Source organism: Oscillospiraceae bacterium, assembly GCA_022483045.1.
Classification (GTDB): domain Bacteria; phylum Bacillota; class Clostridia; order Oscillospirales; family Acutalibacteraceae; genus Caproicibacterium.
The window spans coordinates 428,336-450,679 of record JAKVOA010000002.1; the positions used below are offsets into that span (position 1 = coordinate 428,336).

Sequence of the window (22,344 nt, forward strand, 5' to 3'; positions counted from 1 at the left end):
CCTCCATCAGTGCGCGTTAAAGATACTCTTGGAAACGGAGCCGGTCTTGAACAACGTAAAGGCCAGCAGTACGGTATAGCCCATGCATGTCCAGATCGCCTTGCTCACATCCGTGTCAACCGCAATGTTCTGAATCAGGACGGCATAAATTGCCACGCAGACAATAATCAGGAATGCCTGAAATGCCAGCGCGAATAGGGATCGCAGATAGTTTTGGCCCATCTGTCCCCACTCTCGGTTCAACATGGTGGCCATCGGGATCGGCGCGATTGACGTGACAAGATAAATCTCGATCATTCGGCCATAGACAATGACAAATATGCAGATCGTGAGCACCCACATGGTAATGCCGACAAAGAGGCTCTGGAACCACAGCCCAAACAGCGGGCCAATGTCCATAGCGTTCAGCCGAGCTTCAAGGTCCGTTACAACGGAAGTAATGTCGATAGATGTGTTGGCTACGATGACGCCGCCTGCACGGTTGACTACACGCTGGCCGAGGTCAAACACGCCCATCACGATATTCCATGTATTCGACACAATCGTTACGGCGCAAAAAGTTTTGAAAATCCACTTGAAGAACATCCATGTATCGACATCGTGCATATTGTTCTTTTCCGTAATGAGCTGGATGAGTTCTATGGTCATGACAAACGCGAGAATCACGCCAGCGATTGGCATAATCACCGTGTCCGACAGGTTCCGAATCATCGAATAGATACTGCCGTTCCACGCCTGTGGCGTCGTGCCGACCTGACCGCTGATTTCCCCGACCCTCTGATTCACAGTATCGAAAAGGCCAGTAAGATTACTGATAATACCGCCGACGAGAATCTGCCGCAGCCAGTCTGTAATGGCCTGTTTGATAATATCCAAGTTTTGTTTCCCTCCTTTCTCCCGGCCCCTCTGTGTCGAGAGGCCGGGATGGGATCAGATTTGTGTGTCAGGCGTGAGTGAAATCAGGTGTGGAGCAGGTTGGACAGCATGGGAACAAGGACGAGGCCGATCAGAGCGACGCCGCCGCCAGCCATCAGCTGCTTGATGCCCTGGGACTTTGCGCCGGGGTTGTCGTTGCCGTAGCCTTCCAGCAGGTTGATGCCGCCCCAGATGCAGAGGCCGCCGCCAAGTGCGATAACGAGGGTCTGAAGAACGCCGATAGCCGAAGTAAAAAATTCCATAATTTATTTTGCCGGAATATATGGGATGAAGATTTGTGTTTACGGACAGCAAAGCCGGAATGAAACCGCAGACGCGGCTCCCGATTCCGGCAATCTCCTTTCAAATTTTGAGATAAAATGATTCATACCGGCTTTGCCATTCGCAGTGTTGATGTGTTTCATTGTCGGTTGTCTCTCCTTTACGGATGTGTCATATATTTGATATGGCCGTCCTTTCGCGCGGCCATGATCGGTTAATTGCTGCTTTCAGGCCAGATCAGCCCATGAAAGCCAGGGATGTAATCCATAAAATCAAAAGGAGAGCTGCGCGTATCAAGCGGCCTCAGCTCTCCATTCGCGGTAACGGCAAGCAGGTTCACAGGAATTTTGCTCACGGCGCTGTTGCCGCTGCAAATTTCTGCAAAACACTCTCTCACGGGAATGACACGGACAATATCCAGATCGCCAAAAATATCGAGCTGGTATTCAGCCGGTCTTGTGATCGTCCGGCCATTGTCCAGCTCGATATACATGGTGTTATCCGATTCCTGAATGGTGATGCTCAGAATATGATCTGTATTCAGATATTCATCGCCGATAAAAGCGAATCTTCCCATAGTACCTCCTTAATTTTCCGAGGCGTCTACTTCAAACGTCTCATATACGTCATCCGGTTTTGTTTTCAGCCGCGCTCGCAGATATTTTTCAATATCGAAAGCGTTGCGCGGGTCCGCGTCGGACAGATATTTGTAGTTGGGATGCCGTGTAATGTCGTACTTGTCCGAGAGAAATGGGCGGACGCCCCGGAGCTGAAGAATACACTTGCCGCCGTCCATAACGGCAAGCTCATCCTGGCTCATCAGCTCCTTGCCGAGCTTCTGGTAATTGAGGCTGTGCGAGGTTTCCCGTCCCCGGCTTTCGCCGGTGTTGAAGGTGTCGATGGTTTCCTTGCCCAGCGCCGCGGACAGCTCTTTGAGAGTCGTCGGTTCTTTGCCGCCGAGAAAAATCGAGCTGTCGCAGTTGCCGATGATCGTGTCGGCGTTGTCTTTATACAGAGCCTTGAGTTGGGATTGCGCCTGCAAAACGAGGCAGGCGGAAATCTCGCGGCTTCGGATCGTGGCCATGAGCTTTTCCAGCTTTGGTATCTGGCCGATGTTGGCGCACTCGTCGATCAGGCACCGCACGTGAACCGGCAGATGTCCGCCGTATACGTCGTCCGCCTTTTCGCAGAGTAGGTTGAAAAGCTGCGTGTAGCACATGGAGATGAGAAAGTTGAACGTGTCGTCGGTATCGGACATGATAAGAAACAGCGCCGTTTTTCGGTCGCCCAGCGTGTCCAGCTCCAATTCGTCGTAGGCCGTGACCTCCCGCAGCTCCGCAATGTCAAACGGCGCAAGACGCGCGCCGCAGGAAATTAAAATGGATTTTGCGGTCTTGCCCGCCGCCAGCTTATATTTCTTGTACTGCCTGACGGCAAAGTGGTTTGGGGTTTTCTTTTCCAGCTCTTTGAACATAATGTCAACGGGATTTTCAAATTCCTCGTCGTCCTCCCGGACCTCAGAAGCGTTGATAAATTCGATCAGCGTGGCAAAATTCTGTTCCTCCACCGGGGCTTCATAGTGGATGTAGCCAATTAGTGCGCAGTAAAGTAACGTCTCGGCTTTGACCCAAAAATCATCGCCGGATTTTCCTTCTCCTTTGGTGTTGGCAATCAGCGTGGTTACGAGCTTCAAAATGTCCTTTTCACTGTGAATGTAAGCAAAAGGGTTATAGTGCATGGATTTTTTGAAGTTGATGGTGTTCAGAATTTTGATCTGATACCCCTCGCGGAGCAGCAGCGTTCCACACTCCACAACCACGCTGCCCTTCGGGTCAGTGACAACATAGGAACAATAACACTGAATCAAATTTGGCTTGAGCCAAAACCTTGTCTTTCCGGAACCGGAACCGCCCACGACCAGGACATTTTTATTCCGGGCCGTTTTGGGGTCCTTCGGACGGTTGTTCATGGTAAGACGCTCCGTGGCTGTCAGAATCACATTGTTTTTGAATACCGGGTCTTCATAGGGCTTGATGTCCTCCTGCGTGCCCCAGCGCGCCGTGCCGTACTCCATATTCTTCCGGAATTTTTTGGCGTTTTTGCTCTTTACATAGACGGCAAGGCGCATAGCTGCGGCAATACAAATGCCAACCAGCAGGTCAACCGGGTGGAAACTCGGAAGTGTAGACTGAAAAGCCGCCGAAAAGCCCTCCATGATGTTCAAAGCTTTGGCAGAAAAGTCATTGCCCGGAGCGAGACGAACCGCCTGCCCGATTTTGGTGCCGTACAATGCAATGAAGGCATAGGGCAGGTTTGGAAGAATGATCTTCTTCGCGTTCACAGTTCCCGCCCCATTTCCTTGTTCTTGACCTTGTCCTGCGATTTCGCGCGGACAATATCAGCCAGCTTGCGAATTTGTGCGACGATGGATGGCTTGCTTTTCTGCTGTACCTGCTTCGCGGTAAACTCGGTAAAGGCCGATGTCAGGGCATCTGTGTCGCGGGCCTTGAAAAAAACAAGGTATTTCGGCGGTGAAACGCTGTGATCTTTCTTCACGGCATAATCGACGCCATATTTTCTGGCCACGCGCTCAAATGCTTTGATGTTACTGTCGGTGATCTCAATATTGCTTACGCCCTGGTTCTGCCCGACAAGCTGTTTGACCGTTTGCTTGCCCATTGGCTTCACAGGGCCTGATACGCGCTTCTCCCGCTTTTTTTCTTTGCGGTAGGCGAGGTATTTTGACATGGCTTCTTTCAATACGCGAGCCGTCAGCTTTGTGGTGCTGATTGCCAGCGTAATAGATTTTGATTCAACTTCTTCCTGCATTGAGCCTCCTCCTTTCCAGAAAATTTGATGGATTCAGATTGATAACTAAGGTGGAACGCCAAGCCTGTAAAGCAAATGTCTGTTATTCAAATCACCGTTCCTCCTTGGCCGCCGCTTTGGGATGATCGGGCTTTATGGTTTCTGTGGGAACCGCGAACACCCGATGACCTATTTTTAAAAACGCCTCCGGCTTACGGAATTTCTCAAGATATTTGTCTTGAAGCTCCTTTGGGATAGAGGCAAAATCATCCTCGCCCAAGCCGCAAATGAAGAACTTTCCGACGATGATGTCCATAATTTCGCTGTTTTCGTCCTTAACTGCCCGGTTCATGGGAAGGCCGATATTTTTGCCGTCCTCATTGCAGACAATGGCAATCGGATCGTCATAGAAATAGGCGGCCTCAATGCTGCCGCCGACAGCCCGTTGGAGCGAATCCAGGTCACTGCCGATCTCTGCCATGACAGCCGGTTTTCCGGGCTCCACAAGCACCACATCAATTTTTCCATTCATGCTGATTTCTCCTCTCTCTGGAAATGCAAAAAGCCGGTGCGGTTCATTTCCCACACCGGCCTTCGCCGTACATATCGTGATTTACGAGGGATGCATAGTAATTGTCGATAGTGATCGGCGCGTTGTAAATTGTTGTGAGCAGATACTGCTTGATGTTCCGCACCTCAGTCGTGTTTTTATCAAGGCAGTCGAAAACGAACTGGATATGCTCTGAGTTGACCTTCAGAAGCCGAGATTTGACCGATTCAGCCGGAAAGTCATTGCCAGCGATACGGATATATCTGCGTTTTGAACAGACCGTTTCTGTCATAAGCTCAACGATTTCATCCAACCGGTCTTTTTCATATGGCTTATTGTGCAGCAGAATGTCATACTCGATGTTATCCCGGATCAGTTCCCGATATGAATCCATATATTGCGCATCCGATTCCCTTCGATTCGCCTCCGGCAGCCTGGCTGCCGCCTCCTGCGTTCCATCGGAACGGAAAGGAATGGAATCGGTATTTAATACTTCCGTATTTTGTTTTTTAGTATTTGTTATATCTATATTTAATTGCGTTGGATTTCCCGACGACGGTTTTCCCGTTGACGGATTATCCGTTGTCGGATTTCCCGACGACGGCTTTTCCAACAACGGCTCGGACGAAACCGGACTTTCATGGATGACATACTCATTGCCGCTGAACTTCCCGCTGGCATCGGTTTTCTGGTGTCGGCGGATATAGCCAGCAGCTTCCAATTCATTGACAGCGGAGCGTATCGCGTCCTTGCTTTCCCGGTTGATATGAGAAAGCCCTGCCAGCGTGTAATCCCAATCGTCCGGAAGCGACAGCATCTGCGAGAGCAGGCCCTTTGCTTTCAGCGAAAGTTCCTTGTCGCGCAGGTGGTAATTCGACATGACCGTGTAGTTCTGACTTTTTTCGACGCGAAATACCGCCATGCCAATCACCTCGACATCTGGTGCTTTTTCGTGTCGTAGAGGATATGACCCTCGATCACCCGCGCGTGCTTGAAAATCCTGATGTCGCCGTGCTTTTGGGCTGATAAGGCTTTCTGGTAGCCTTCTTCACTCAGAAACACCCGGTACTTATAACCTTTATCTCCGACGGGGGAGTTATGGGTCAGCACATCAAACTCGATCATGTGCCGGGTAGTATCAAAAAAACGTTCCAGCGCAAGGAGATCATGCCCCTGAATGACAGTTGGAGATGGAGAGTTGATATAGTTCATACGGCCTCCTTCTTTCGTTTCGTATTTGAAGTAAATATCCCATCAGAAATGGCAAAACGGCAGCGGATCGCTCAACGTTCAAGCGACTGCTGCCGTTTTCGCTGCCATTGTTCCAGCAGCTTGATGATCGTATCCTGTTTCTGTTTTGGGGTAAACGACTTTGGAAAAAACTTGTTGATGGTCTCGCCAGGAAGCGTCACCTTGTCGATGTCTTTCTTTTCCTCGCTCATAACAGCCATAATCACATCTTCGCTGAGTTTACCTTCCTGTGAAAACTTTTTGAGCCGCTGAGCCTGAGAAAGAGAAGGGGTTGCCTGACAGTTTTCTACTTCTTCAAAAAGCTACTGCTGCTCGTCTTTGGTGAGGTAGGAAAGCTCAACAGCAGGATTGAACGCCATGCGGCGGTCATCGACCATTGCAAGCATTTCTGGGATAAGCTCTGTCAGGCGGATATAACGCTGAACCTGATTACGACTTTCACCGGCTTGTTCAGCTAATAGCTGATCGGCTCTTTTGCTTTCCAACTTCGTCCCAAGTTGGGACGAAGTTAAATCTGCCCGATTTCCCTGATGTTTCATTGCCTCCAACTTCAATTTGAAAGCGAAAGCACGTTCACTGGGCAGGATGTTCTCTCGCTGCAAATTGCTGTCAACCATGAGAATCGTCGCCGCGTCATCATCAAGATTGCGTACCAGAACCGGCATGGATTCGATGCCTGCAAGCTGGCAGGCGTGCTGGCGGCGGTGTCCCGACACAAGCTCGTAGCCGCCTTCCGGCCGGGGCCTTGCGATTGCAGGAACCAATACGCCATGTTCCTTGATGCTCTGCACGGTATCAAGCATGGCCTGATCGTCCAGCACCTTGAAAGGGTGATTTTTGAACGGAAAAAGCTGGTCAACGGCAATCTCCCGAACCTGCTCGCCGGTAGCCGTGGCGGCATCAGGGGTAAAAATATCATCGTACCCCTTCAGTTCTATCTTTTTGTCGCTGCCTTTCAATTTTCATCACCTCCTTTGTCAGTGAAGAATAGGCACTTGCTACTTTGCCGCCGGGGTCATAGGCGAAAATACTCTTACCTGCGGCACTCATTTCGGCTGCTCGGACCGAACGCGGAATATCCTGCGCAAAAACATTGATCTTGCTTCCATAGGTGCTTCTGACCAGTTCGCTGATTTCTTTGGCGTATTTGGTGCGCCCGTCCACCATTGTCAGCAGAATTCCTTCAATTTTGAGTTTGGGGTTGATCTGCCGCCTGACCTTGTTGATCGTCTGCAATAGCTGTTCAAGCCCTTTGGCGGATAAGTATTGCGGCTGAGCCGGGATCAGGACGCTGTCAGCCGCCGTCAGGGCGTTGACGGTAAGCATCCCCAGAGAAGGCATACAATCGATCAGAACGTAATTGTAATTGCGCTTGACCTCATTGACATATTGGCTGAGAACCCGTTCCCGGTTCATCGCGTTGACCATCGACACTTCCAAGCCGGACAGCTCAATGTTCGCTGGCATCAGGTCAATGCCCTCACCATGATGCAGAATGCCCTCCAAAGGGTCATGGGGCTGCTCTGTGAGGATTTTACTGAGCAGGGTGGAAAGAGTGGTGTCGAGCTGATCGGGCTGTGCATAGCCAAGCGCAGCCGTCAGGCTGCCTTGTGGGTCAGCGTCAATCAGGAGAACTTTCTTTCCCTCGTTTGCGAGGCCGACGCCGAGATTTTCGCAGGTGGTTGTCTTGCCCACACCGCCTTTCTGATTTGCTATTGCCATTACCGTATTCATAAGTTTCACCTCCGTCCTTTTATGGTAAGGAAATTTCAAGCACTACAAAATTCTCACCTCCTCTGGGGCATAAAAAAAGAGCGTCACTTCACAATAACGAGGATGAAGATGACGCTCTATATGGACGCTAATATACTTCTCATTACACATTGAACTTCCAGCCGAACACTTTTTTTGTTAGCAATATTTTTAGCCGTTTTTTTGCCCATGTTTGCAAAAAAGGCGATTTTGTTAGCAGAATCGGTTTTTTCTGCTAACATTTGTTAGCTGGGAATTTTGACTGTGTAAGTGCATTAAAGCCGGATACTGATAAGTCTGTATCAGAAGATTTAACTGCCTGGTCACTCAGACCTCCGGAAACAAGAAAAGCCGAAAACCCTGATAAATCAAGGCTTTCGGCATTGCTTTTGGCGTCCCTGCCCGGATTCGAACCGGGGGCCTCGGGCTTAGGAGGCTCGCGCTCTATCCAACTGAGCTACAGAGACGTATTTAATTTTTTGCATCCACAGCCTATCGCATTTTGGCCCTAAATGCAAGGACTTTCATAGACTTAGGAGGCGGTCGCTCTATCCAACTGAGCTACAGAGACGCATACAGACAAAACTGTATGTTATTATAGCGCACAAAAGTGCCTGTTGTCAAACTGCCAAACTGTGTTGGATAATCATGCATGGACTGTAATCTCGTCTGCATAATTGATCGCAAAGATTCGGGTTATTTCATCAAATTTTTCGTTTTTCCTAGGGCCCACATCAGTTTTGCGGCAGCTGCTTCTGTAGTCATATCGTGCTCGAAAATGACGTGGCAATCCAGTATACGTTTTCCAACTTCGGATAAAGACAGATCGCTTCGTTCATACAGTCACTGACTGCATATGACGATGGCAATTCCTTTCCTAGTTAAAGCCTTTATCTTGTTGAGAATGTTATTGTGAATGGTAAATTGTAAAATCGAATTGAACACATAAAAAGGTCCATGGTGAATGGACTCATCTGTTAGAATAAAGTTACCACACAAAACTCTGACAGAAGGGACCAAACGCCATGGAATATAGTCATTCTATCATAATCTCGGCAGAACGCAAGCGTGGACAGCACCTGGGAGCAGAAGAACGGGGAGCAATCCAACAACTAAAAAAGCTAGGATATTCAAGATATTCAAACAGAGCCGTCGCCCGGATGATCAATTGCAGCCCATCAACCGTCGGTTATGAGCTGCAGCGCGGAACGCCTCCTTATTGCGGTCACGGTCGCAGGCCCGGATACACTGCAAAGAGAGGAGCCGCCGTATACTGTGCGAACCGCAGCCACTGCCGCCGCACCAGAAGCATACCAAGAGACTCGGCCTTCCTTCGCTGGACAGCGGAGCAGGTGCGTGTGCATAAATGGTCGTTCGATGCCTGCGTAGGCCATGCAAGGAGCAAAGGCTTGTTTCCCGCAGATGAAATCTCCTGTACCAAAACACTCTATAACCTTCTTTGGAAAGGCGAGATAGTGCTTACGCCCTTTGATCTTCCTGAGGCTCTGACAAGGAGAAAGCGTGGGAACCCCCGCATTTCCAAACGTTTGAACGGCAAAAGTCTGGATGAACGGCCGGCCGAAGTGAATCAGCGAAACACCTTTGGCCACTGGGAATCGGACACGGTGCTTGGACGAAAAAAGAAAGGTGAGCCAGTAGTGTTTACCATTGTGGAGCGATTGACCGGCTACTGTCTCGCCTTTCGGGTAGATGGGAAAACAACGAACGGAATCGCCGATGCTATGAGGCAGTTGCACGACCAGTTTGGGGAACGATTCGGCGAGATATTCCGCAGTATTACAACGGATAATGGCAGTGAATTCGCAGCTTTTTCTGCATTTGAGGCATTGGGAACTACCGTCTATTTCGCACATCCTTATTCCGCTTGGGAGCGGCCAGTAAATGAGCGTACAAATCGTGTCTTGAGGCGTTTCATACCTAAAGGGGTGTCCATTCAAAACTACTTTAATGAAGCTGTCCAAATGTTTGCAGATGAGATAAACGCACTGCCGAGAAAGCGGCTTGGTTACCTCGCACCAGAAGAACTGTTCGATGCCCAACTTGACTTGATTTGTGCTCGGCCATGACCCCACACTTTTATTCTTTCTGAGTGTTCAATTTGTTATTGCAATTTTCGATTAAATGTTTTTTCTTTTTTTAATTACTATTTTTTGCAATATTCATAAATATTAAATGGTTCTTCTCTTTTTTCAAATAAGATATCAGCTTCTTTAATAATCTTAATAAGTTCTTCTGTCTCTACACCTACTGTTTTTAGTACAAGTAACTTCTTTTCATTCGTTATGAGAAAGAAAAAACCTTTGTGCAAAAAGACTCTATCTATTTCTTTAAGTTCACAGATCTTTTTATCTTCTAATTTTATTCCCTGAACATCAATTTCCACTTTGTTATATCTTGATTTATTCCATACAAATTCATGGACATTATTTTCAAATTTTTTTCCCTTAGATTGAAACCAAATAATCCAAATCAATGCAATAATAGAAATCCCCATTCCCACATAAAACATCGGATAACTCTTTACAAAATAGCAGCCGATTGATAACAAAAATAATACTGGTGTCATTATATAAATAATTTTCCTTCTATTATTTTTTGTCTTAAGTAATTGATATGGCATAGCATATTCTAACGAAAGCATATACTCTAATGCTTTTCTATCTTCATCGGTCATAATAGACTTTATAATCATTTTTACTCCATCCTTCCCTTAAATACGTTGAGAGATTCCTATTCAAAAAGGAATCCCCCAATCGTTAATTATACTTATATATTATGCTCCTACAAAACCTGCCAAAGCGGATGAACTAACAGTCAATGCTTCAATAATCGCTACAATCGCACCTTCTGGTAACAATGCTGCAACAATCACTACCCCTGCAACTGCAGCTACCACTGGCAACGCTGCTTCTGCAAATTTAGCAACCTCAAATTCCTTTCCGCTATCTGAATTAAATGACATTTTAAATATTAATGCAACTGATATTGCCCATTCATCTTCCTCTTCCGGTAACAGGTCCGGTGTGCTACACGTAATGGAAAATTCCGCACTATTCGCTGAAACATTTTCTACTTCAAAAGTAATATTTCCTGATTTAACTGATAGTGCAATATTTTCCAATATATCACCAAATTTATCAGCACCATCTACTCCAGTATTAACCAAATTAGTCGATATTGCTGTAATTTGACTCTTGCATGATTGTGTCAAGCCACCATCATTTCCTATTGCTACATTCACATTATAAATTTTTCCGGTTGAACTTTCAATAGATGTAGAAATTTTCGTAGATATTTCTATTATACCTTCTGAACTTACAATCTCTCCAAGTGTAATTTCTTTATCATACTCCACACCCATGTCCATAATTTTTTTCAGATAACCAAGCGGCTCCATTACATTATAAACATATTGATTTCGTGCAATTTTTACCTTCGCTCGAAGATTCTCTTTTGCTATTTCCTCGTCTGTTTTTGTTGATACAGCATCGAACTTTTTAAATCCGGAATCCCTTCCCGAATACGCATCTTTATCCAGCGGAAACGAAGGTGATGAAGAAAATGAGCTCAACTCACAAAATTGATCAAACGCCCAGTTCTTCGGCATCGAATATCCTAAATTACAGCTAAACCCAGTCGACATATCTGCCACAAAAGATTTACTTGCCAATCCTGCTTTATAAACTTTAGTGCATACATATCTTGGTGCATAAATGCCGACTTTATAGTTTTTATCATTTGTCGAACTAAAAAAGATCATGTGAATCTGTTCAAAATAAGGTATAATAAATGTATCAATCTGATACGAATAACAATCAAAATCCACTGCAAAGTATATAGTCGTTCCACTTGGTATGCCGATTCTCTCGGCTGCTAAAATTGCTGTCTGTGCATCAACACTTCCCTGAGACGGATCCTTAAAATAGTTTAATTCATATCCTCCATCCTGATATATCGGGAATACCGATAATCCTGCATTTTCAATATTTTTCACTTCTGCTGATGTCAGATATTTCGGTGTATGTTCTATTCCAACAGAACCTGTCAGATAACGACCTACATGAGTATACCCTGCATGCGCCTGGAATCGGTGACGATACCTCTAATCTTGTAAACCTCATGATGGCCGCTAAATATCTTCTTAAGAACCAAATGAAGATGAAATGTGGAGCTTTGCTGGTTGCTAATAGCTGTGAGGAAGGACTAGGAAATCTTGATGGAACAAAAGCATTGTTTGCAAAATATGGTTCACGGATTCGTGCATTTTACTCCTTTGATGGCTATATTCCTCAATGTACCAGCAATGCAGTCGGATCCTATCGTTACATGATTACTTGCAAAACAGTTGGCGGACATTCTTATCTGGACTTTGGCAAACCTAACGCCATTGAAATTCTTTGCAGACTTGTGGAGAAACTTTACCGCATACAGCCACCCAGCGAGGAAAAAACAACATATAATGTAGGAAGAATCGAAGGTGGAACAACCGTCAACTCTCTGCCGCAAGAGGCCTCTCTGCTCTATGAATTTCGTTCTACATCTCAGCGCTGTCTTGAAATCATGGAACAGAAATTCTCTCAGACATTAGAGGGCTTTCAAAGTTGCGGGGGAACACTCTCCGTAGATGTCCTTGGAATTCGGCATGGAAACGGACCTGTTAATCAAACTGCTCTTAAGAAGTTCACAGCCCACAGTGCCGATGTTATTTCCAGTTATTACGCTGGAGAACTCGACTTCAGTCCATATTCTACTGATAGTAATATCCCGTTGTCACTCGGAATTTTGGCAAATACGATTGGCACCGTTCGCGGCAGTGGTGCACATACCCGTGAGGAGTGGATTGACAAGCACAGTTTGAAAGAAGGTCTTGAAATTGCGCTTTCGATTATGTTGAGTCAGGCAGAGAATATGTGAATACTAAGTCTCCGGTTCTTATTTGTTTTCCGTCACGCCCTATTTCCTTGGCTCTAAAAACATTTGTCGGCAGAGCAGCCGCCCAGTCGTTGTGCGAAAAATGCGCTGATAGGCGGAAAATGCCGCTTCCCGGGAAGTAGTATCTTCGTACAGATTCACTAAGAAATCGGCCTCCACCAAAATCCGATAGTCCAGGGCATCAATCGCGGAATACGTGTGGTGGTGCCCCACCAAATAACAGACGCGATCGGTCACTTCCGGCGGAAAAGCGAGCTTTTGCAGCATTGCTCGCGCGAGCGGCGGCCCTTCTTTTTCCTGCAGTGCACCGCCGCACTGGCCGCCGTTTTTCCGCTCGGCCTCATGAATGCCGATGTCGTGCACAACAGCGGCAGCTTCTAAACAAAACTGAGTATTCTGAGGCAAATGCTCGGTTTCTCCAATCAGCTTTGCAAAGCTGTGTACTTTAATAAAATGCTGAATCCGTTTGGCGTCGCCACTGTCGTAGTCAACCATCTCCAGCAGCAGCCGGTCAATTTGCTTTGCCATAGAGCACCTCCTGCAGGTTTTTCAGAATGGACGGGATAGTTTTTGGTACCTGTGCAAGAATAAGGGGTAAAAGCAGGCTTTGCGTAAAACCTGTTAGAAAACGAAAACTTTTTTAGGTTGATTTAGTACGTAAAATCGCCTACAATAAAAATAGAGAAAATCAGCCCGCAGTGAAAAATGGAAAGGAGATTGTATGATGGCAGAAAAAAAGAAGCTGACAAAAGAGGAACTTAAAGAAAAATTAAGCCCAGTCGGTGACGCTGTTTACAAAGCTTCGCAGACAGTCAGCGGCATGGCGAAAGAGACCGCTGAAAAGACCGTTTCCGCCGTAAAGACAGCTGCCGGAAAAGCAGAGCCAATGATGAAAGCCGCCAGCGAAACCATTTTAGAGACCGGCAAAAAAGCGACCGCTGCTGGGAAAAAGGCCGCTTCCGGGCTGATGCCCGAGGTGTACGTGCAGTGGGGAAGCCGCGAGGTGCTGTGCACCGACCTGGTTGAGCGTGCAAAGGCCGATTACCACATGACCAGCAAGGGCGCGATCCACTCCTGCCGGCTGTATGTAAAGCCTGAGGATGGCATTGCCTATTATGTGATTAACGGAAAAGAAGGAAAAATCTATCTTTAAGGCACAACGGCTCGTGTAAGAAAATACTGAAAAATTGCAATGGCCCCGTTTGCCAGGCAGAATGATATGCCGCAGACAAACGGGGTGTTTTTATGCCTATTTGAAAGACGTTTTATTTTTTATGAAAAAATGTAGGTACAGAAATCTACCGGGGCTGCTTTTGCGCCCGGTCTTTGCAGATAGCCTGCACCATGCTTTCGGCGGTTGCTTTTTCTGCGGTTAGAAAAGCGGAGACGCCAAACTGCCGCAGCGCGGCCCCGGTGCTGTCCCCAATGCAGACACAGGTGGTGTGCAGCGGAATCTTTTGGTGTGTATTCAAGAAAAATTGGACGCCGCTTGCGCTGGCAAAGGTTAGGTACTGCAGCGGTACAGAAAAAGACGGCTCTCCACTTTGCGAGACCAGGCGGTAAAGCGGAAATTCCCGACAGACAAGGCTGTGGTCCCGCAGCATCTGCGGCAGAATAGCTGCCCCATCTGCGGAGCGGAAAAGAAAAATGTCTTCCTCTGGCTTTACTGTATCACAAAGGGCTTGGGCGAGCGCGCGGCTGCTGTATTCCGCTGGGCATAAATCAGCAGAAATGCCGTACTGCCGCAGAGCAGTGCCGGTTGCTGCGCCGATGACGGCAAATTTGCAGAAAGAAAGCTGCCGAATATCTAAATTCTGTAGTTTCATCTGTTCCCAAAAAAAATGTACGCCGTTTGCACTTGTCAGGACAATCCAGTGGCAGCTGCCGTCCGCCAGGGACGAGAGCAAAAACGAAAGCGGCAGCGCTTCGCAGACGGCGCTTCCCATGCTGACTGCGGCGGCACCCTGTTCCCGCAGCAGCGCCGACAGCTTTTGACTGAATGCAGGTGTGCCGGTCACGCCGACGCGCACGCCTCGCAGCGGGCGGAAAATCGTTGGGGAAAGATCCATTGCGGCCACGGCGCCGACGACAATAATGGCGGGTGCCTGTACACCGGCTTTTTGCGTTTTTTGTACGATGTTGTCCAGAGTGCCGCGCACAGCGGCCGGAAATGGCGCATTGCCGCCCGAAACGACAGCGGCCGGGGTGGTTGGTGTCTTTCCGGCCGCTGTCAGGCGAGAGACAATTTTTGGAAGATTGTGCAGGCCCATTAAAAAGACAAGCGTGCCCGGCAGCCGCGCCAATGTGTCCATAGAGTCGGGCAGGCCGTCGGCAGAGTCGGCAGTATGGCCGGTAATTACATGAAAACTTTGGCTTTGGCCGCGGTGTGTCACCGGGATGCCCGCTGCCGCGGGAATGGCAATGGCCGAGCAGATGCCGGGTACTTCTTCATACGGAATGCCTGCTTCTTGCAGCGCTAGGATTTCTTCCCCGCCGCGTCCGAAAACAAAGGGGTCGCCGCCCTTTAGACGGACCACCCGGCGGCCCTGCCGCGCTTTTTCCACCAACAGGGCACTGATTCGCTTCTGCAAAGCGGAATGCCTGCCGCAGCGCTTGCCCACATAAATGCGTTCTGCTTTCGGCGGAGCAGCGGCAGGCAGGTCCGCGGCGATCAGGTCGTCGTATACCACGGTGTCGCAGGTTTGCAGCAGCTGCCAGCCGCGCCGCGTGATGAGGTCAGATGACCCGCAGCCGGCGCCTACCAAGAAAACACAGCCTGTTCTAGGAGCCATGGCTTTCCTCCGCTCTGTGCAGCAGGTCTTGAAACTCCGCCTCTGTCAGCGGCTTCCCCTTTTTTATGCTTGCACGGTAAAGTACTTCAAATAGTGCCGCACGCTGCGGTTCCTCTGGGATGACAGCCTTTACAGCTTCACGCTTTTGGGAAAGGCTCTCTAAAATAGGCCCTAATTGCTGCGAAAGCTGGGAATCAAGTAATTCTTTTACGGAAACCGCTGCTGCGGGGCTTGCGCCGCCGGTCGAGATGCCGACCGACAGCGGTCCACGCTTTACCAGTGCCGGAAACAGAAATGTGCAGGCTTCTTTGTCGTCTACCACATTTACGGGAATGCTTTTTTGCCGGCACAGGCCGCTGATGGTGTGATTAAGCGCTTTGTCGGCGGTGGCGGCAATAACCAGGGTACAGCCCGCAAGGTCAGTTTCGCGAAAAGCCCGCTCGTAAAAGACTGGGCCTTTTAGTGCGCGCAGAGGGGCGCTGATTTTTGGTGCCGTCACGACAATTTGCGGCCCGTAGGGCAGAAGCTTCTGTACCTTTCTGTACGCGACTTTTCCGCCGCCCACGACCAGACAGGTCTTTTGCGAAAGTTCAATAAAAAGTGGAAAATAAGACATGCTTACTCCTTTCCCTGTTTTGCCGGTAGACAGTAGTACTGCCAGCCGCTCTCGGTTTTGGTTCTGCAAAAGCGGATGCCGAAGGCCAGATCTAAAATACCGCTGGAAAACACCTCGTCCGGGGTGCCGGTCTGCTGCAGTTTCTGCCCGAAAAGCACCGCGACCCGGTCAGCTGTGCGCATGGCAAGGCACAGCTCGTGCGAAACCAGCACGACTGCCCGCCCCTCTTTTGCGAGGCGGCGGGCCACCTGCATAACTTCCAGCTGATGGCGTACGTCTAGGTAGGTGGTCGGCTCGTCCATAAAAATCGTCTGGGTCTGCTGCGCCAGTGCCATGGCAAGGTAAATTTTCTGCCGCTGCCCGCCGCTGAGTTCTGGCATGGGGCGGTCGGCAATGTCCAGCGCATCTGCCCATTTCAGCGCGTCCTCTACGGCGGCAAAATCCTCTTTGCGGTAGCGGCGCGGAAAAGACAGATAGGCAAAGCGCCCGTGCAGCACCATGCGCCGGGCCAGGATAGCGGGGACGCTGCGGCTTTGGGGCAGATAAGTCGCTTTGCGCGCGATTTGTGCAGAACTCATCGTGGAGATGGGAATTTTGTCGTACAGAATGCTGCCGGAAATTGATGGCAAAAGACCTATAGCGGTTTTAATCAGTGTACTTTTTCCGCAGCCGTTCGGCCCAAGCAGCACGGTGACTTTTCCCGGCAGAAAAGCAAGGTTCACGTTGTGCAGCACTGGTCTTTGCCGGTACCCGGCGGAAAGTCCACAGACTTCAATCATGGATACGCCCTCCTCTCTGCCGCAGCAGCAGCCAGATGAAGAAGGGCCCGCCAATCAGGGACAAAACAATGCCGACCGGCAGCTCATAGGGAGAAAACAGCGTGCGCGCGGCGACATCACAGACGGTCAGCAACACTGCTCCGCCCAGAGCAGAGGCGGCAATTAAGGGACGGCTTTCTTCGCCGATCAGCCGCCGCATGATGTGCGGCACAATCAACCCCACAAACCCCAGCAGACCACAGAAACTGACCGCGGCGCCCGCCAGTGCCGCCGCCAGCGCCAGCATACCAATGCGTACAGCCCGCACCCGCAACCCCAGGCTTTGGGCCGTTTCTGCACCAAGCATTAAAATATCCAGTTCGTTGGCAAGCAGCAGCGCGGCCAACAGGCAGGCGGCAATCACCCAGAAAGAGGGAGCGATGCGCGCCATGGTCAGACTGGACATTCCCCCGATGCGAAAATCCGTGTAGCCGTTCAGTGCGTCCGGGAAAATGGTAACCAAGGCGTCAATGCCTGCCGAAAGGATACTTGAAATAGCCACACCTGCCAGTACCAGTGTAATACGGGAAGTGCCCGCTTTTTCCGCAATCAGCAGCACCAGAAGAACGGCTGAAAATGCACCGAAAAATGCGGCAAACGGCACTGCCGCTGTCGAAAGCGGCGCAATCGCGCAGATGAGCACGACCGCCAGGCCCGCTCCTGCGTTGACGCCGATAATGTTGGGCGCGGCCAGCGGATTTGCCAGTACGCCCTGAATAATGGTGCCAGAAACCGCCAGTGCGGCCCCTGCCAGCAGACAGCCGCAGGTACGTGGCAGGCGCACATACAGAAGGATGGTTGCGGCCGAACCCTTTTCTTTTCCGGAGAGTACCTGTAAAATCTCCCGCGGGGAAAGGAATGAAGAGCCTAGGCACATGCTCAAAAACACAGCGAAGACAGCCGCGGCTGCCAGCAAAATCAGCAGACGGATTTTGCGGGAACGGTCATTTGCCATAAAGAATCTTCGCCAGCCCTTCGTATGCTTCGCCCCAGCGCTCGTTTGGTTTTAGATTGTAAAGATGTTGGTCCATGTAGTAGTATTTGTGGTTTTTAACAGCGGTCAGCTTTTGCCAGGCTGGGTTGGAAAGTATTTCGCTCTGCAGCCGTTTTTGGATTGCGGCAGAGTTTGTCCCCTGCAGGACCAAGAAAATGTACTGCGGATCCGCGGCTAAAATCGACTCCATACTCAGATTCTGCAGCAGGCTTTTATCGCTGTCGGCAATGTTGACACAGCCGAGTTCTTTCAGCATTTCGCCCAGTACGTTGTCTTTGCTGCTTTTTACTTTGCAGCTAGAGCCAGTCACGCGCACATATAGTACCGTTGGCTTTTTGCCGGTGGCGCGCGCCTTGGCGGCTTTTACCCGGGTCTGTACGGCAGTGCCGTATTGGGTATAGCGCTCGGTGCAGCCGGTAATCTGTGTGCAGATTTTCAGCATTTTTAAGTAGTCGTCAAAAGAACTAACGTTAAAGTAAGCGGTGTTAATGCCGGCCTTTTCCAGAGTGTCTTTTAAAGCGACATCTTCTGTCGTGTTGGCACTGGCAATGACAAAGTCCGGCTTTGCGGAGATAATCTTTTCGGCGCTTGGTCTTTTGACACCGCCAATATTTATGACCTGCTTGCTCAGACCCAGGTTAAATTCGGTCCAGGTGTCGTCGGCAGAGGCTACAATGGTATCTTTTCCGCCAGCAAGGCACCAGATTTCACTGAAGCTGCCAATCAGAACCGCCACCCGCTTTGGGCGGCTTGCCGTCACGCTGCGGCCAAGGGCATCCTGAAACGTGACAGCTGTTTTTGCTGTGCTATCGGCGGCCGATGACGTGGCTGCCGATGAAGCAGAGGAACTGCCTGTGCCGCCGGCGGTGCACGCGGCCATAGAGAACGCCGCTGCTGCGGCTAAAAGCAGGCATTGTATGCGTATAAATAGTTTTTTCATGTTTTTCTTCCTCTCAATTCTTATAAAAATGATAAAGTAATGCTTTTAGACAGTATACCATTTCTTTACCAGAAGGAAAAGGAAAATTTTCCAAAGGAAAGGCGGCACAGCTGAAAAAATGCAGCCGATCCGCCCCGTTTGCGGTATATAAATTTCTAAGTAAGCTATTTTCTTTTGGGGGGCTGCCATGCGGTCAAAAAGGCGCGGGTAAACAGCGCGAGGTCGATGATTTCCACAAAAACCACCACATAGCATAGAAAATTGGCTACTAAAACAGCGCTCATTCGGTGTGCAGCTGTGGTGTAGAAGATGGAAGAAGAAATGGTTTCCCAGGCGCAAAGGGCCATGCAGATACCGTAGTTTGCGCGCGGCTTGCGCAGCAGTGTAACCAGCCATACCGCTACCGGAATAACAAACAGCGGCGCACAGTACAGCAGCCCGCCGATAAAGTGCATTAGGTCGCCGTAGCGCAGATACAAAAGGCCCATTTGAATTGAGTTGACAGGGGCGCTGCCGTCCAGTGTTGTGCCGGCTGGAAGCAGAAAAAGCACTGCAAGTGCGGCCTGAACAATCAGCGCGGCCCACTGGGTTACTTTTAGGTTTTGTATATCATACCGGCTGTTGGACATGTGGTGTACTTCCTTTCGGCTGCATGCAAAAATGTATGTAAAATATTATAACAAAAAATGTGCACGCCCGCAAGCCGCCCAGGGTTCGTTTGGGGCTCTGCAAAACGAAGCAAACGCAAAGCCCCCCGATTCCATACAGAATCGGGGGGCTTTTTTAGGATTTTGCGATGCTAAAAAGCAGGGAAAACCTTATTTTGCAGCTTTTGCCTTTGCGCGCTTTTCTTTAACAGCAGCCTGTGCAGCAGCCAGACGTGCAATCGGCACACGGAACGGAGAGCAGGAAACATAGTCCATACCCACGTTGTGGCAGAATTCGACAGAACTCGGGTCGCCGCCGTGCTCGCCGCAGATACCGACATGCAGCTTCGGGTTGGCAGCTCTGCCTTCTTCAACACTCATCTTGATCAGACGGCCAACGCCTTCTGTATCCAGATGCACAAACGGGTCGGATTCGTAGATCTTGTTGTCGTAATAGGCATCCAGGAATTTGCCAGCATCGTCGCGACTGAAGCCAAAGGTCATCTGGGTCAGATCGTTGGTGCCGTAGCAGAAGAAGTCAGCTTCTTTAGCAATCTTGCCTGCAGTCAGAGCTGCACGCGGGATTTCGATCATGGTGCCGACTTCATACTTCAGATCAATACCGGAATCTTTAATCAGCTTGTCTGCAGTTGCAACAACTGTGTTCTTAACAAACTTCAATTCCTTGACTTCGCCTACCAGCGGAATCATGATCTGCGGAACAATCTTTTTGCCGGTCTTCTTTGTCACATTGATTGCGGCATTGATGACAGCTGTGGTCTGCATTTCTGCAATTTCCGGATAAGTGACAGTCAGGCGGCAGCCACGGTGGCCCATCATCGGGTTGAACTCATGCAGAGAGGCGATAACGTCTTTCAGCTTTGCAACGGTGATGTGTAGGTCTGCTGCCAGATCTTTAATGTCAGCTTCCTTGGTTGGCAGGAATTCATGCAGCGGCGGGTCGAGAAAACGAATGGTAACCGGACGGTCGCCCATGATTTCGTACAGAGCCTCAAAGTCGCCCTGCTGATACGGCAGAATCTTTGCCAGAGCCTTCTTGCGCTCTTCAACAGTTTCTGCAACGATCATTTCACGCATTGCCTTAATGCGGTCGCCGGCAAAGAACATGTGCTCGGTGCGGCAGAGGCCAATGCCCTGTGCACCAAAGTCACTTGCCTGCTTTGCATCACGCGGGGTATCTGCGTTGGTGCGTACTTGCAGGGTGCGGGCCTTGTCTGCCCATGCCATATAGCGGCCGAAGTTGCCGGTAATGGAAGCCGGGACAGTCGGAACAGCTTCACCGTAGATGTTGCCGGTGGAACCATCAATGGAGATGTAGTCTCCTTCTTTATAGGTCTTGCCGCCGAGTGTAAACTGTTTCTTGTCATAATCGACAACAATTTCGCCGCAGCCGGAAACACAGCAGGTGCCCATGCCACGTGCAACAACAGCAGCGTGGCTGGTCATGCCGCCGCGGACGGTCAGAATGCCTTCTGCAGACTGCATGCCCTCGATGTCTTCCGGAGAAGTCTCTAGACGAACCAGAACAACCTTTTCGCCGTTCTTCTTCCAAGCTTTTGCGTCCTCAGCAGAGAACACAACCTTGCCGCAGGCAGCGCCCGGAGAAGCAGCCAGGCCCTTGCCAATGACTTCGGCTTTCTTCAGAGCCTCAGGGTCAAACTGCGGATGCAGCAGAGCGTCCAGCTGCTGCGGCTCTACACGCAGGATTGCTTCTTCTTCATCGATCATGCCCTCATCGACCAAGTCGCAGGCAATCTTCAATGCAGCGGTTGCGGTGCGCTTGCCGTTACGGGTCTGCAGCATATAGAGGTGGCCGTCTTCAATTGTGAATTCCATATCCTGCATATCTTTAAAGTGGTTTTCAAGATTTGTTGCAATAGAAGAGAACTCGTCGTAAACGGCGGGCATCTGGTCTTTCAGGTGGCTGATCGGGGAAGGTGTGCGCACGCCGGCGACAACATCTTCGCCCTGTGCATTGATCAGGTACTCACCAAACAGAGCCTTTTCGCCGGTTGCCGGGTTGCGGGTAAATGCAACGCCTGTGCCGGAGTTGTCGCCGCTGTTGCCGAATGCCATCTGCTGTACGTTGACAGCAGTGCCCCATTCATAGGGGATTTCGTTCATCTTGCGGTAAACGTTGGCGCGGGGGTTGTCCCAGCTGCGGAAAACAGCCTTTACAGCCTCAATCAGCTGTGTCTTCGGGTCCTGCGGGAAAGGCTTGTGCTCGTTGTCTTCATAGATTTTCTTAAAGATGGAGACCAGCTTTTTCAGGTCATCGGCGGTCAGGTCGATGTCACTCTTATAGCCTTTTTCAGCCTTCATCTTGTCAATTTCGTCTTCAAACAGGCTCTTGGAAACGCCCATGACAACATCCGCAAACATCTGAACAAAGCGGCGGTAGCTGTCGTATGCAAAACGCGGGTTGTTGGTCTTTTTGGCCAGGCCCTCGACAGCGTCATCGTTTAAGCCCAGGTTCAGGATGGTATCCATCATGCCGGGCATAGACTGGCGTGCGCCGGAACGGACAGAAACCAGCAGAGGGTTGCTGTTGTCGCCAAAGGTCTTGCCTGTGATTTTTTCCAGGCCCTTCATGTGCTCGAAAATATCCTTCTGGATATCCTCGTTGATCTGGCGGCCATCGGTGTAGTACTGTGTGCAGGCATCGGTGGTAATGGTGAAGCCCTGCGGAACCGGCATGCCGGCTGCGGTCATTTCGGCCAGGCCAGCGCCTTTGCCGCCCAGAATGTTCTTCATCGTAGTCATGTTGCCTTCAAAAGACTTGCTGCCTTCGGTGAAGTAATAAAGATACTTACGGCTCATAGACTTGATCCTCCTATAGATTTTTTCTATTCCCACAGATTTTAAGGTTTGCCATAAAATTTTGGGATGGGAAACAAAATGAAAGGATATAACAATCCATCCGGGACTCAAGCTAGAAAAGTCCCGCGAACATTATAACAAATATCCATGTGAAATTCCAGATGAATTTGCGCTAATTTCCAGTA

General features: G+C 49.6%; 22 protein-coding genes, 1 tRNA gene and 1 pseudogene. 3 read left to right on the forward strand and 21 right to left on the reverse strand.

Translation table 11 applies throughout. The features are described from left to right. Positions 1-6: 6 nt before the first annotated feature. From LKE53_10945 to LKE53_10995, 11 genes and pseudogenes are all read right to left on the reverse strand, one after another. Positions 7-876, reverse strand: a complete 870-nt coding sequence (locus tag LKE53_10945; protein ID MCH3973252.1) for a CD0415/CD1112 family protein — start codon at positions 874-876, stop codon at positions 7-9. Between the two features lie 83 nt (positions 877-959). Beyond that, positions 960-1,178 (reverse strand): Maff2 family protein, encoded by a 219-nt coding sequence (locus tag LKE53_10950; protein MCH3973253.1) that lies wholly within the window; start codon positions 1,176-1,178, stop codon positions 960-962. Positions 1,179-1,411: 233 nt separating this feature from the next. Then, on the reverse strand, positions 1,412-1,774 hold the full coding sequence (locus tag LKE53_10955; protein ID MCH3973254.1) for a hypothetical protein: 363 nt from the start codon (positions 1,772-1,774) through the stop codon (positions 1,412-1,414). Positions 1,775-1,783: 9 nt separating this feature from the next. Further along, on the reverse strand, positions 1,784-3,538 hold the full coding sequence (locus tag LKE53_10960) for a type IV secretory system conjugative DNA transfer family protein (GenBank protein MCH3973255.1): 1,755 nt from the start codon (positions 3,536-3,538) through the stop codon (positions 1,784-1,786). Next, positions 3,535-4,026 (reverse strand): PcfB family protein, encoded by a 492-nt coding sequence (locus LKE53_10965; GenBank protein ID MCH3973256.1) that lies wholly within the window; start codon positions 4,024-4,026, stop codon positions 3,535-3,537. Before LKE53_10965 ends, LKE53_10960 begins: the two co-directional genes overlap by 4 nt. Before the next feature lie 91 nt (positions 4,027-4,117). Then, entirely contained in the window at positions 4,118-4,537 is a 420-nt protein-coding gene (locus LKE53_10970) for a DUF3846 domain-containing protein (GenBank protein ID MCH3973257.1), read from the reverse strand. A gap of 43 nt (positions 4,538-4,580) precedes the next feature. Beyond that, complete coding sequence (locus LKE53_10975; GenBank protein ID MCH3973258.1) at positions 4,581-5,477, reverse strand: helix-turn-helix domain-containing protein; 897 nt, start codon at positions 5,475-5,477, stop codon at positions 4,581-4,583. Positions 5,478-5,482: 5 nt separating this feature from the next. After that, complete coding sequence (locus tag LKE53_10980) at positions 5,483-5,767, reverse strand: DUF5720 family protein (protein ID MCH3973259.1); 285 nt, start codon at positions 5,765-5,767, stop codon at positions 5,483-5,485. Positions 5,768-5,838: 71 nt separating this feature from the next. Continuing rightward, positions 5,839-6,765 (reverse strand): annotated as a pseudogene (locus tag LKE53_10985) (ParB/RepB/Spo0J family partition protein). Further along, entirely contained in the window at positions 6,722-7,540 is an 819-nt protein-coding gene (locus LKE53_10990; GenBank protein ID MCH3973260.1) for an AAA family ATPase, read from the reverse strand. Before LKE53_10990 ends, LKE53_10985 begins: the two are co-directional and overlap by 44 nt. A gap of 408 nt (positions 7,541-7,948) precedes the next feature. Beyond that, positions 7,949-8,025: transfer RNA gene (locus LKE53_10995), tRNA-Arg, on the reverse strand. 558 nt (positions 8,026-8,583) lie between these two features. Between LKE53_10995 and LKE53_11000 the strand changes: the two genes are divergently transcribed. Next, complete coding sequence (locus LKE53_11000) at positions 8,584-9,645, forward strand: IS30 family transposase (protein ID MCH3973261.1); 1,062 nt, start codon at positions 8,584-8,586, stop codon at positions 9,643-9,645. Between the two features lie 77 nt (positions 9,646-9,722). On the opposite strand, the gene LKE53_11005 is transcribed toward LKE53_11000, so the two are convergent. Continuing rightward, the gene (locus LKE53_11005) at positions 9,723-10,271 is read right to left on the reverse strand and encodes a hypothetical protein (protein MCH3973262.1); all 549 of its coding nucleotides are present in this window, start codon (positions 10,269-10,271) and stop codon (positions 9,723-9,725) included. A gap of 81 nt (positions 10,272-10,352) precedes the next feature. Further along, a complete protein-coding gene (locus LKE53_11010) occupies positions 10,353-11,609 on the reverse strand; it encodes a DUF1906 domain-containing protein (protein MCH3973263.1) in 1,257 nt (418 codons plus the stop codon). Between LKE53_11010 and LKE53_11015 the strand changes: the two genes are divergently transcribed. After that, positions 11,582-12,493 carry a M20/M25/M40 family metallo-hydrolase gene (locus tag LKE53_11015; protein MCH3973264.1) on the forward strand — a complete coding sequence of 304 codons (912 nt, stop codon included), beginning with the start codon at positions 11,582-11,584 and terminating at the stop codon, positions 12,491-12,493. The genes LKE53_11010 and LKE53_11015 overlap by 28 nt on opposite strands. A 39-nt stretch (positions 12,494-12,532) precedes the next feature. On the opposite strand, the gene LKE53_11020 is transcribed toward LKE53_11015, so the two are convergent. Beyond that, complete coding sequence (locus LKE53_11020) at positions 12,533-13,039, reverse strand: phosphohydrolase (protein ID MCH3973265.1); 507 nt, start codon at positions 13,037-13,039, stop codon at positions 12,533-12,535. Between the two features lie 196 nt (positions 13,040-13,235). On the opposite strand from LKE53_11020, the gene LKE53_11025 reads away from it, so the two are divergent. Then, complete coding sequence (locus LKE53_11025; GenBank protein MCH3973266.1) at positions 13,236-13,664, forward strand: DUF6465 family protein; 429 nt, start codon at positions 13,236-13,238, stop codon at positions 13,662-13,664. A 145-nt stretch (positions 13,665-13,809) separates the two neighbouring features. Here the strand turns inward: LKE53_11025 and cobA are convergent, their stop codons facing one another. From cobA to ppdK, 7 genes are all read right to left on the reverse strand, one after another. Further along, complete coding sequence (gene cobA, locus LKE53_11030; GenBank protein ID MCH3973267.1) at positions 13,810-15,303, reverse strand: uroporphyrinogen-III C-methyltransferase; 1,494 nt, start codon at positions 15,301-15,303, stop codon at positions 13,810-13,812. Beyond that, positions 15,293-15,919 carry a bifunctional precorrin-2 dehydrogenase/sirohydrochlorin ferrochelatase gene (locus LKE53_11035; protein MCH3973268.1) on the reverse strand — a complete coding sequence of 209 codons (627 nt, stop codon included), beginning with the start codon at positions 15,917-15,919 and terminating at the stop codon, positions 15,293-15,295. The genes cobA and LKE53_11035 overlap by 11 nt, the downstream gene beginning before the upstream one ends. Before the next feature lie 2 nt (positions 15,920-15,921). Continuing rightward, positions 15,922-16,698, reverse strand: a complete 777-nt coding sequence (locus LKE53_11040; protein MCH3973269.1) for an ABC transporter ATP-binding protein — start codon at positions 16,696-16,698, stop codon at positions 15,922-15,924. Next, positions 16,691-17,692, reverse strand: coding sequence for an iron ABC transporter permease (locus LKE53_11045; GenBank protein MCH3973270.1), 1,002 nt, complete (start codon positions 17,690-17,692; stop codon positions 16,691-16,693). Before LKE53_11045 ends, LKE53_11040 begins: the two co-directional genes overlap by 8 nt. Further along, positions 17,682-18,671 carry an ABC transporter substrate-binding protein gene (locus LKE53_11050; GenBank protein ID MCH3973271.1) on the reverse strand — a complete coding sequence of 330 codons (990 nt, stop codon included), beginning with the start codon at positions 18,669-18,671 and terminating at the stop codon, positions 17,682-17,684. The genes LKE53_11045 and LKE53_11050 overlap by 11 nt, the downstream gene beginning before the upstream one ends. Positions 18,672-18,835: 164 nt before the next feature. Then, positions 18,836-19,300, reverse strand: a complete 465-nt coding sequence (locus LKE53_11055) for a hypothetical protein (protein MCH3973272.1) — start codon at positions 19,298-19,300, stop codon at positions 18,836-18,838. Positions 19,301-19,489: 189 nt separating this feature from the next. Beyond that, on the reverse strand, positions 19,490-22,159 hold the full coding sequence (gene ppdK, locus LKE53_11060; protein MCH3973273.1) for a pyruvate, phosphate dikinase: 2,670 nt from the start codon (positions 22,157-22,159) through the stop codon (positions 19,490-19,492). Positions 22,160-22,344 lie beyond the last annotated feature (185 nt).

Bases quoted from the DNA above. Each gene is read 5' to 3' on its own strand.
- LKE53_10950 (MCH3973253.1), bottom strand. From the start codon at position 1,178: ATGGAATTTTTTACTTCGGCTATCGGCGTTCTTCAGACCCTCGTTATC.
- LKE53_10955 (MCH3973254.1), bottom strand. From the start codon at position 1,774: ATGGGAAGATTCGCTTTTATCGGCGATGAATATCTGAATACAGATCAT.
- LKE53_10965 (MCH3973256.1), bottom strand. From the start codon at position 4,026: ATGCAGGAAGAAGTTGAATCAAAATCTATTACGCTGGCAATCAGCACC.
- LKE53_10970 (MCH3973257.1), bottom strand. From the start codon at position 4,537: ATGAATGGAAAAATTGATGTGGTGCTTGTGGAGCCCGGAAAACCGGCT.
- LKE53_10975 (MCH3973258.1), bottom strand. From the start codon at position 5,477: ATGGCGGTATTTCGCGTCGAAAAAAGTCAGAACTACACGGTCATGTCG.
- LKE53_10980 (MCH3973259.1), bottom strand. From the start codon at position 5,767: ATGAACTATATCAACTCTCCATCTCCAACTGTCATTCAGGGGCATGAT.
- LKE53_10990 (MCH3973260.1), bottom strand. From the start codon at position 7,540: ATGAATACGGTAATGGCAATAGCAAATCAGAAAGGCGGTGTGGGCAAG.
- LKE53_11000 (MCH3973261.1), top strand. From the start codon at position 8,584: ATGGAATATAGTCATTCTATCATAATCTCGGCAGAACGCAAGCGTGGA.
- LKE53_11005 (MCH3973262.1), bottom strand. From the start codon at position 10,271: ATGATTATAAAGTCTATTATGACCGATGAAGATAGAAAAGCATTAGAG.
- LKE53_11015 (MCH3973264.1), top strand. From the start codon at position 11,582: ATGTCAGATATTTCGGTGTATGTTCTATTCCAACAGAACCTGTCAGAT.
- LKE53_11020 (MCH3973265.1), bottom strand. From the start codon at position 13,039: ATGGCAAAGCAAATTGACCGGCTGCTGCTGGAGATGGTTGACTACGAC.
- LKE53_11025 (MCH3973266.1), top strand. From the start codon at position 13,236: ATGGCAGAAAAAAAGAAGCTGACAAAAGAGGAACTTAAAGAAAAATTA.
- cobA (MCH3973267.1), bottom strand. From the start codon at position 15,303: ATGGCTCCTAGAACAGGCTGTGTTTTCTTGGTAGGCGCCGGCTGCGGG.
- LKE53_11035 (MCH3973268.1), bottom strand. From the start codon at position 15,919: ATGTCTTATTTTCCACTTTTTATTGAACTTTCGCAAAAGACCTGTCTG.
- LKE53_11040 (MCH3973269.1), bottom strand. From the start codon at position 16,698: ATGATTGAAGTCTGTGGACTTTCCGCCGGGTACCGGCAAAGACCAGTG.
- LKE53_11045 (MCH3973270.1), bottom strand. From the start codon at position 17,692: ATGGCAAATGACCGTTCCCGCAAAATCCGTCTGCTGATTTTGCTGGCA.
- LKE53_11050 (MCH3973271.1), bottom strand. From the start codon at position 18,671: ATGAAAAAACTATTTATACGCATACAATGCCTGCTTTTAGCCGCAGCA.
- LKE53_11055 (MCH3973272.1), bottom strand. From the start codon at position 19,300: ATGTCCAACAGCCGGTATGATATACAAAACCTAAAAGTAACCCAGTGG.
- ppdK (MCH3973273.1), bottom strand. From the start codon at position 22,159: ATGAGCCGTAAGTATCTTTATTACTTCACCGAAGGCAGCAAGTCTTTT.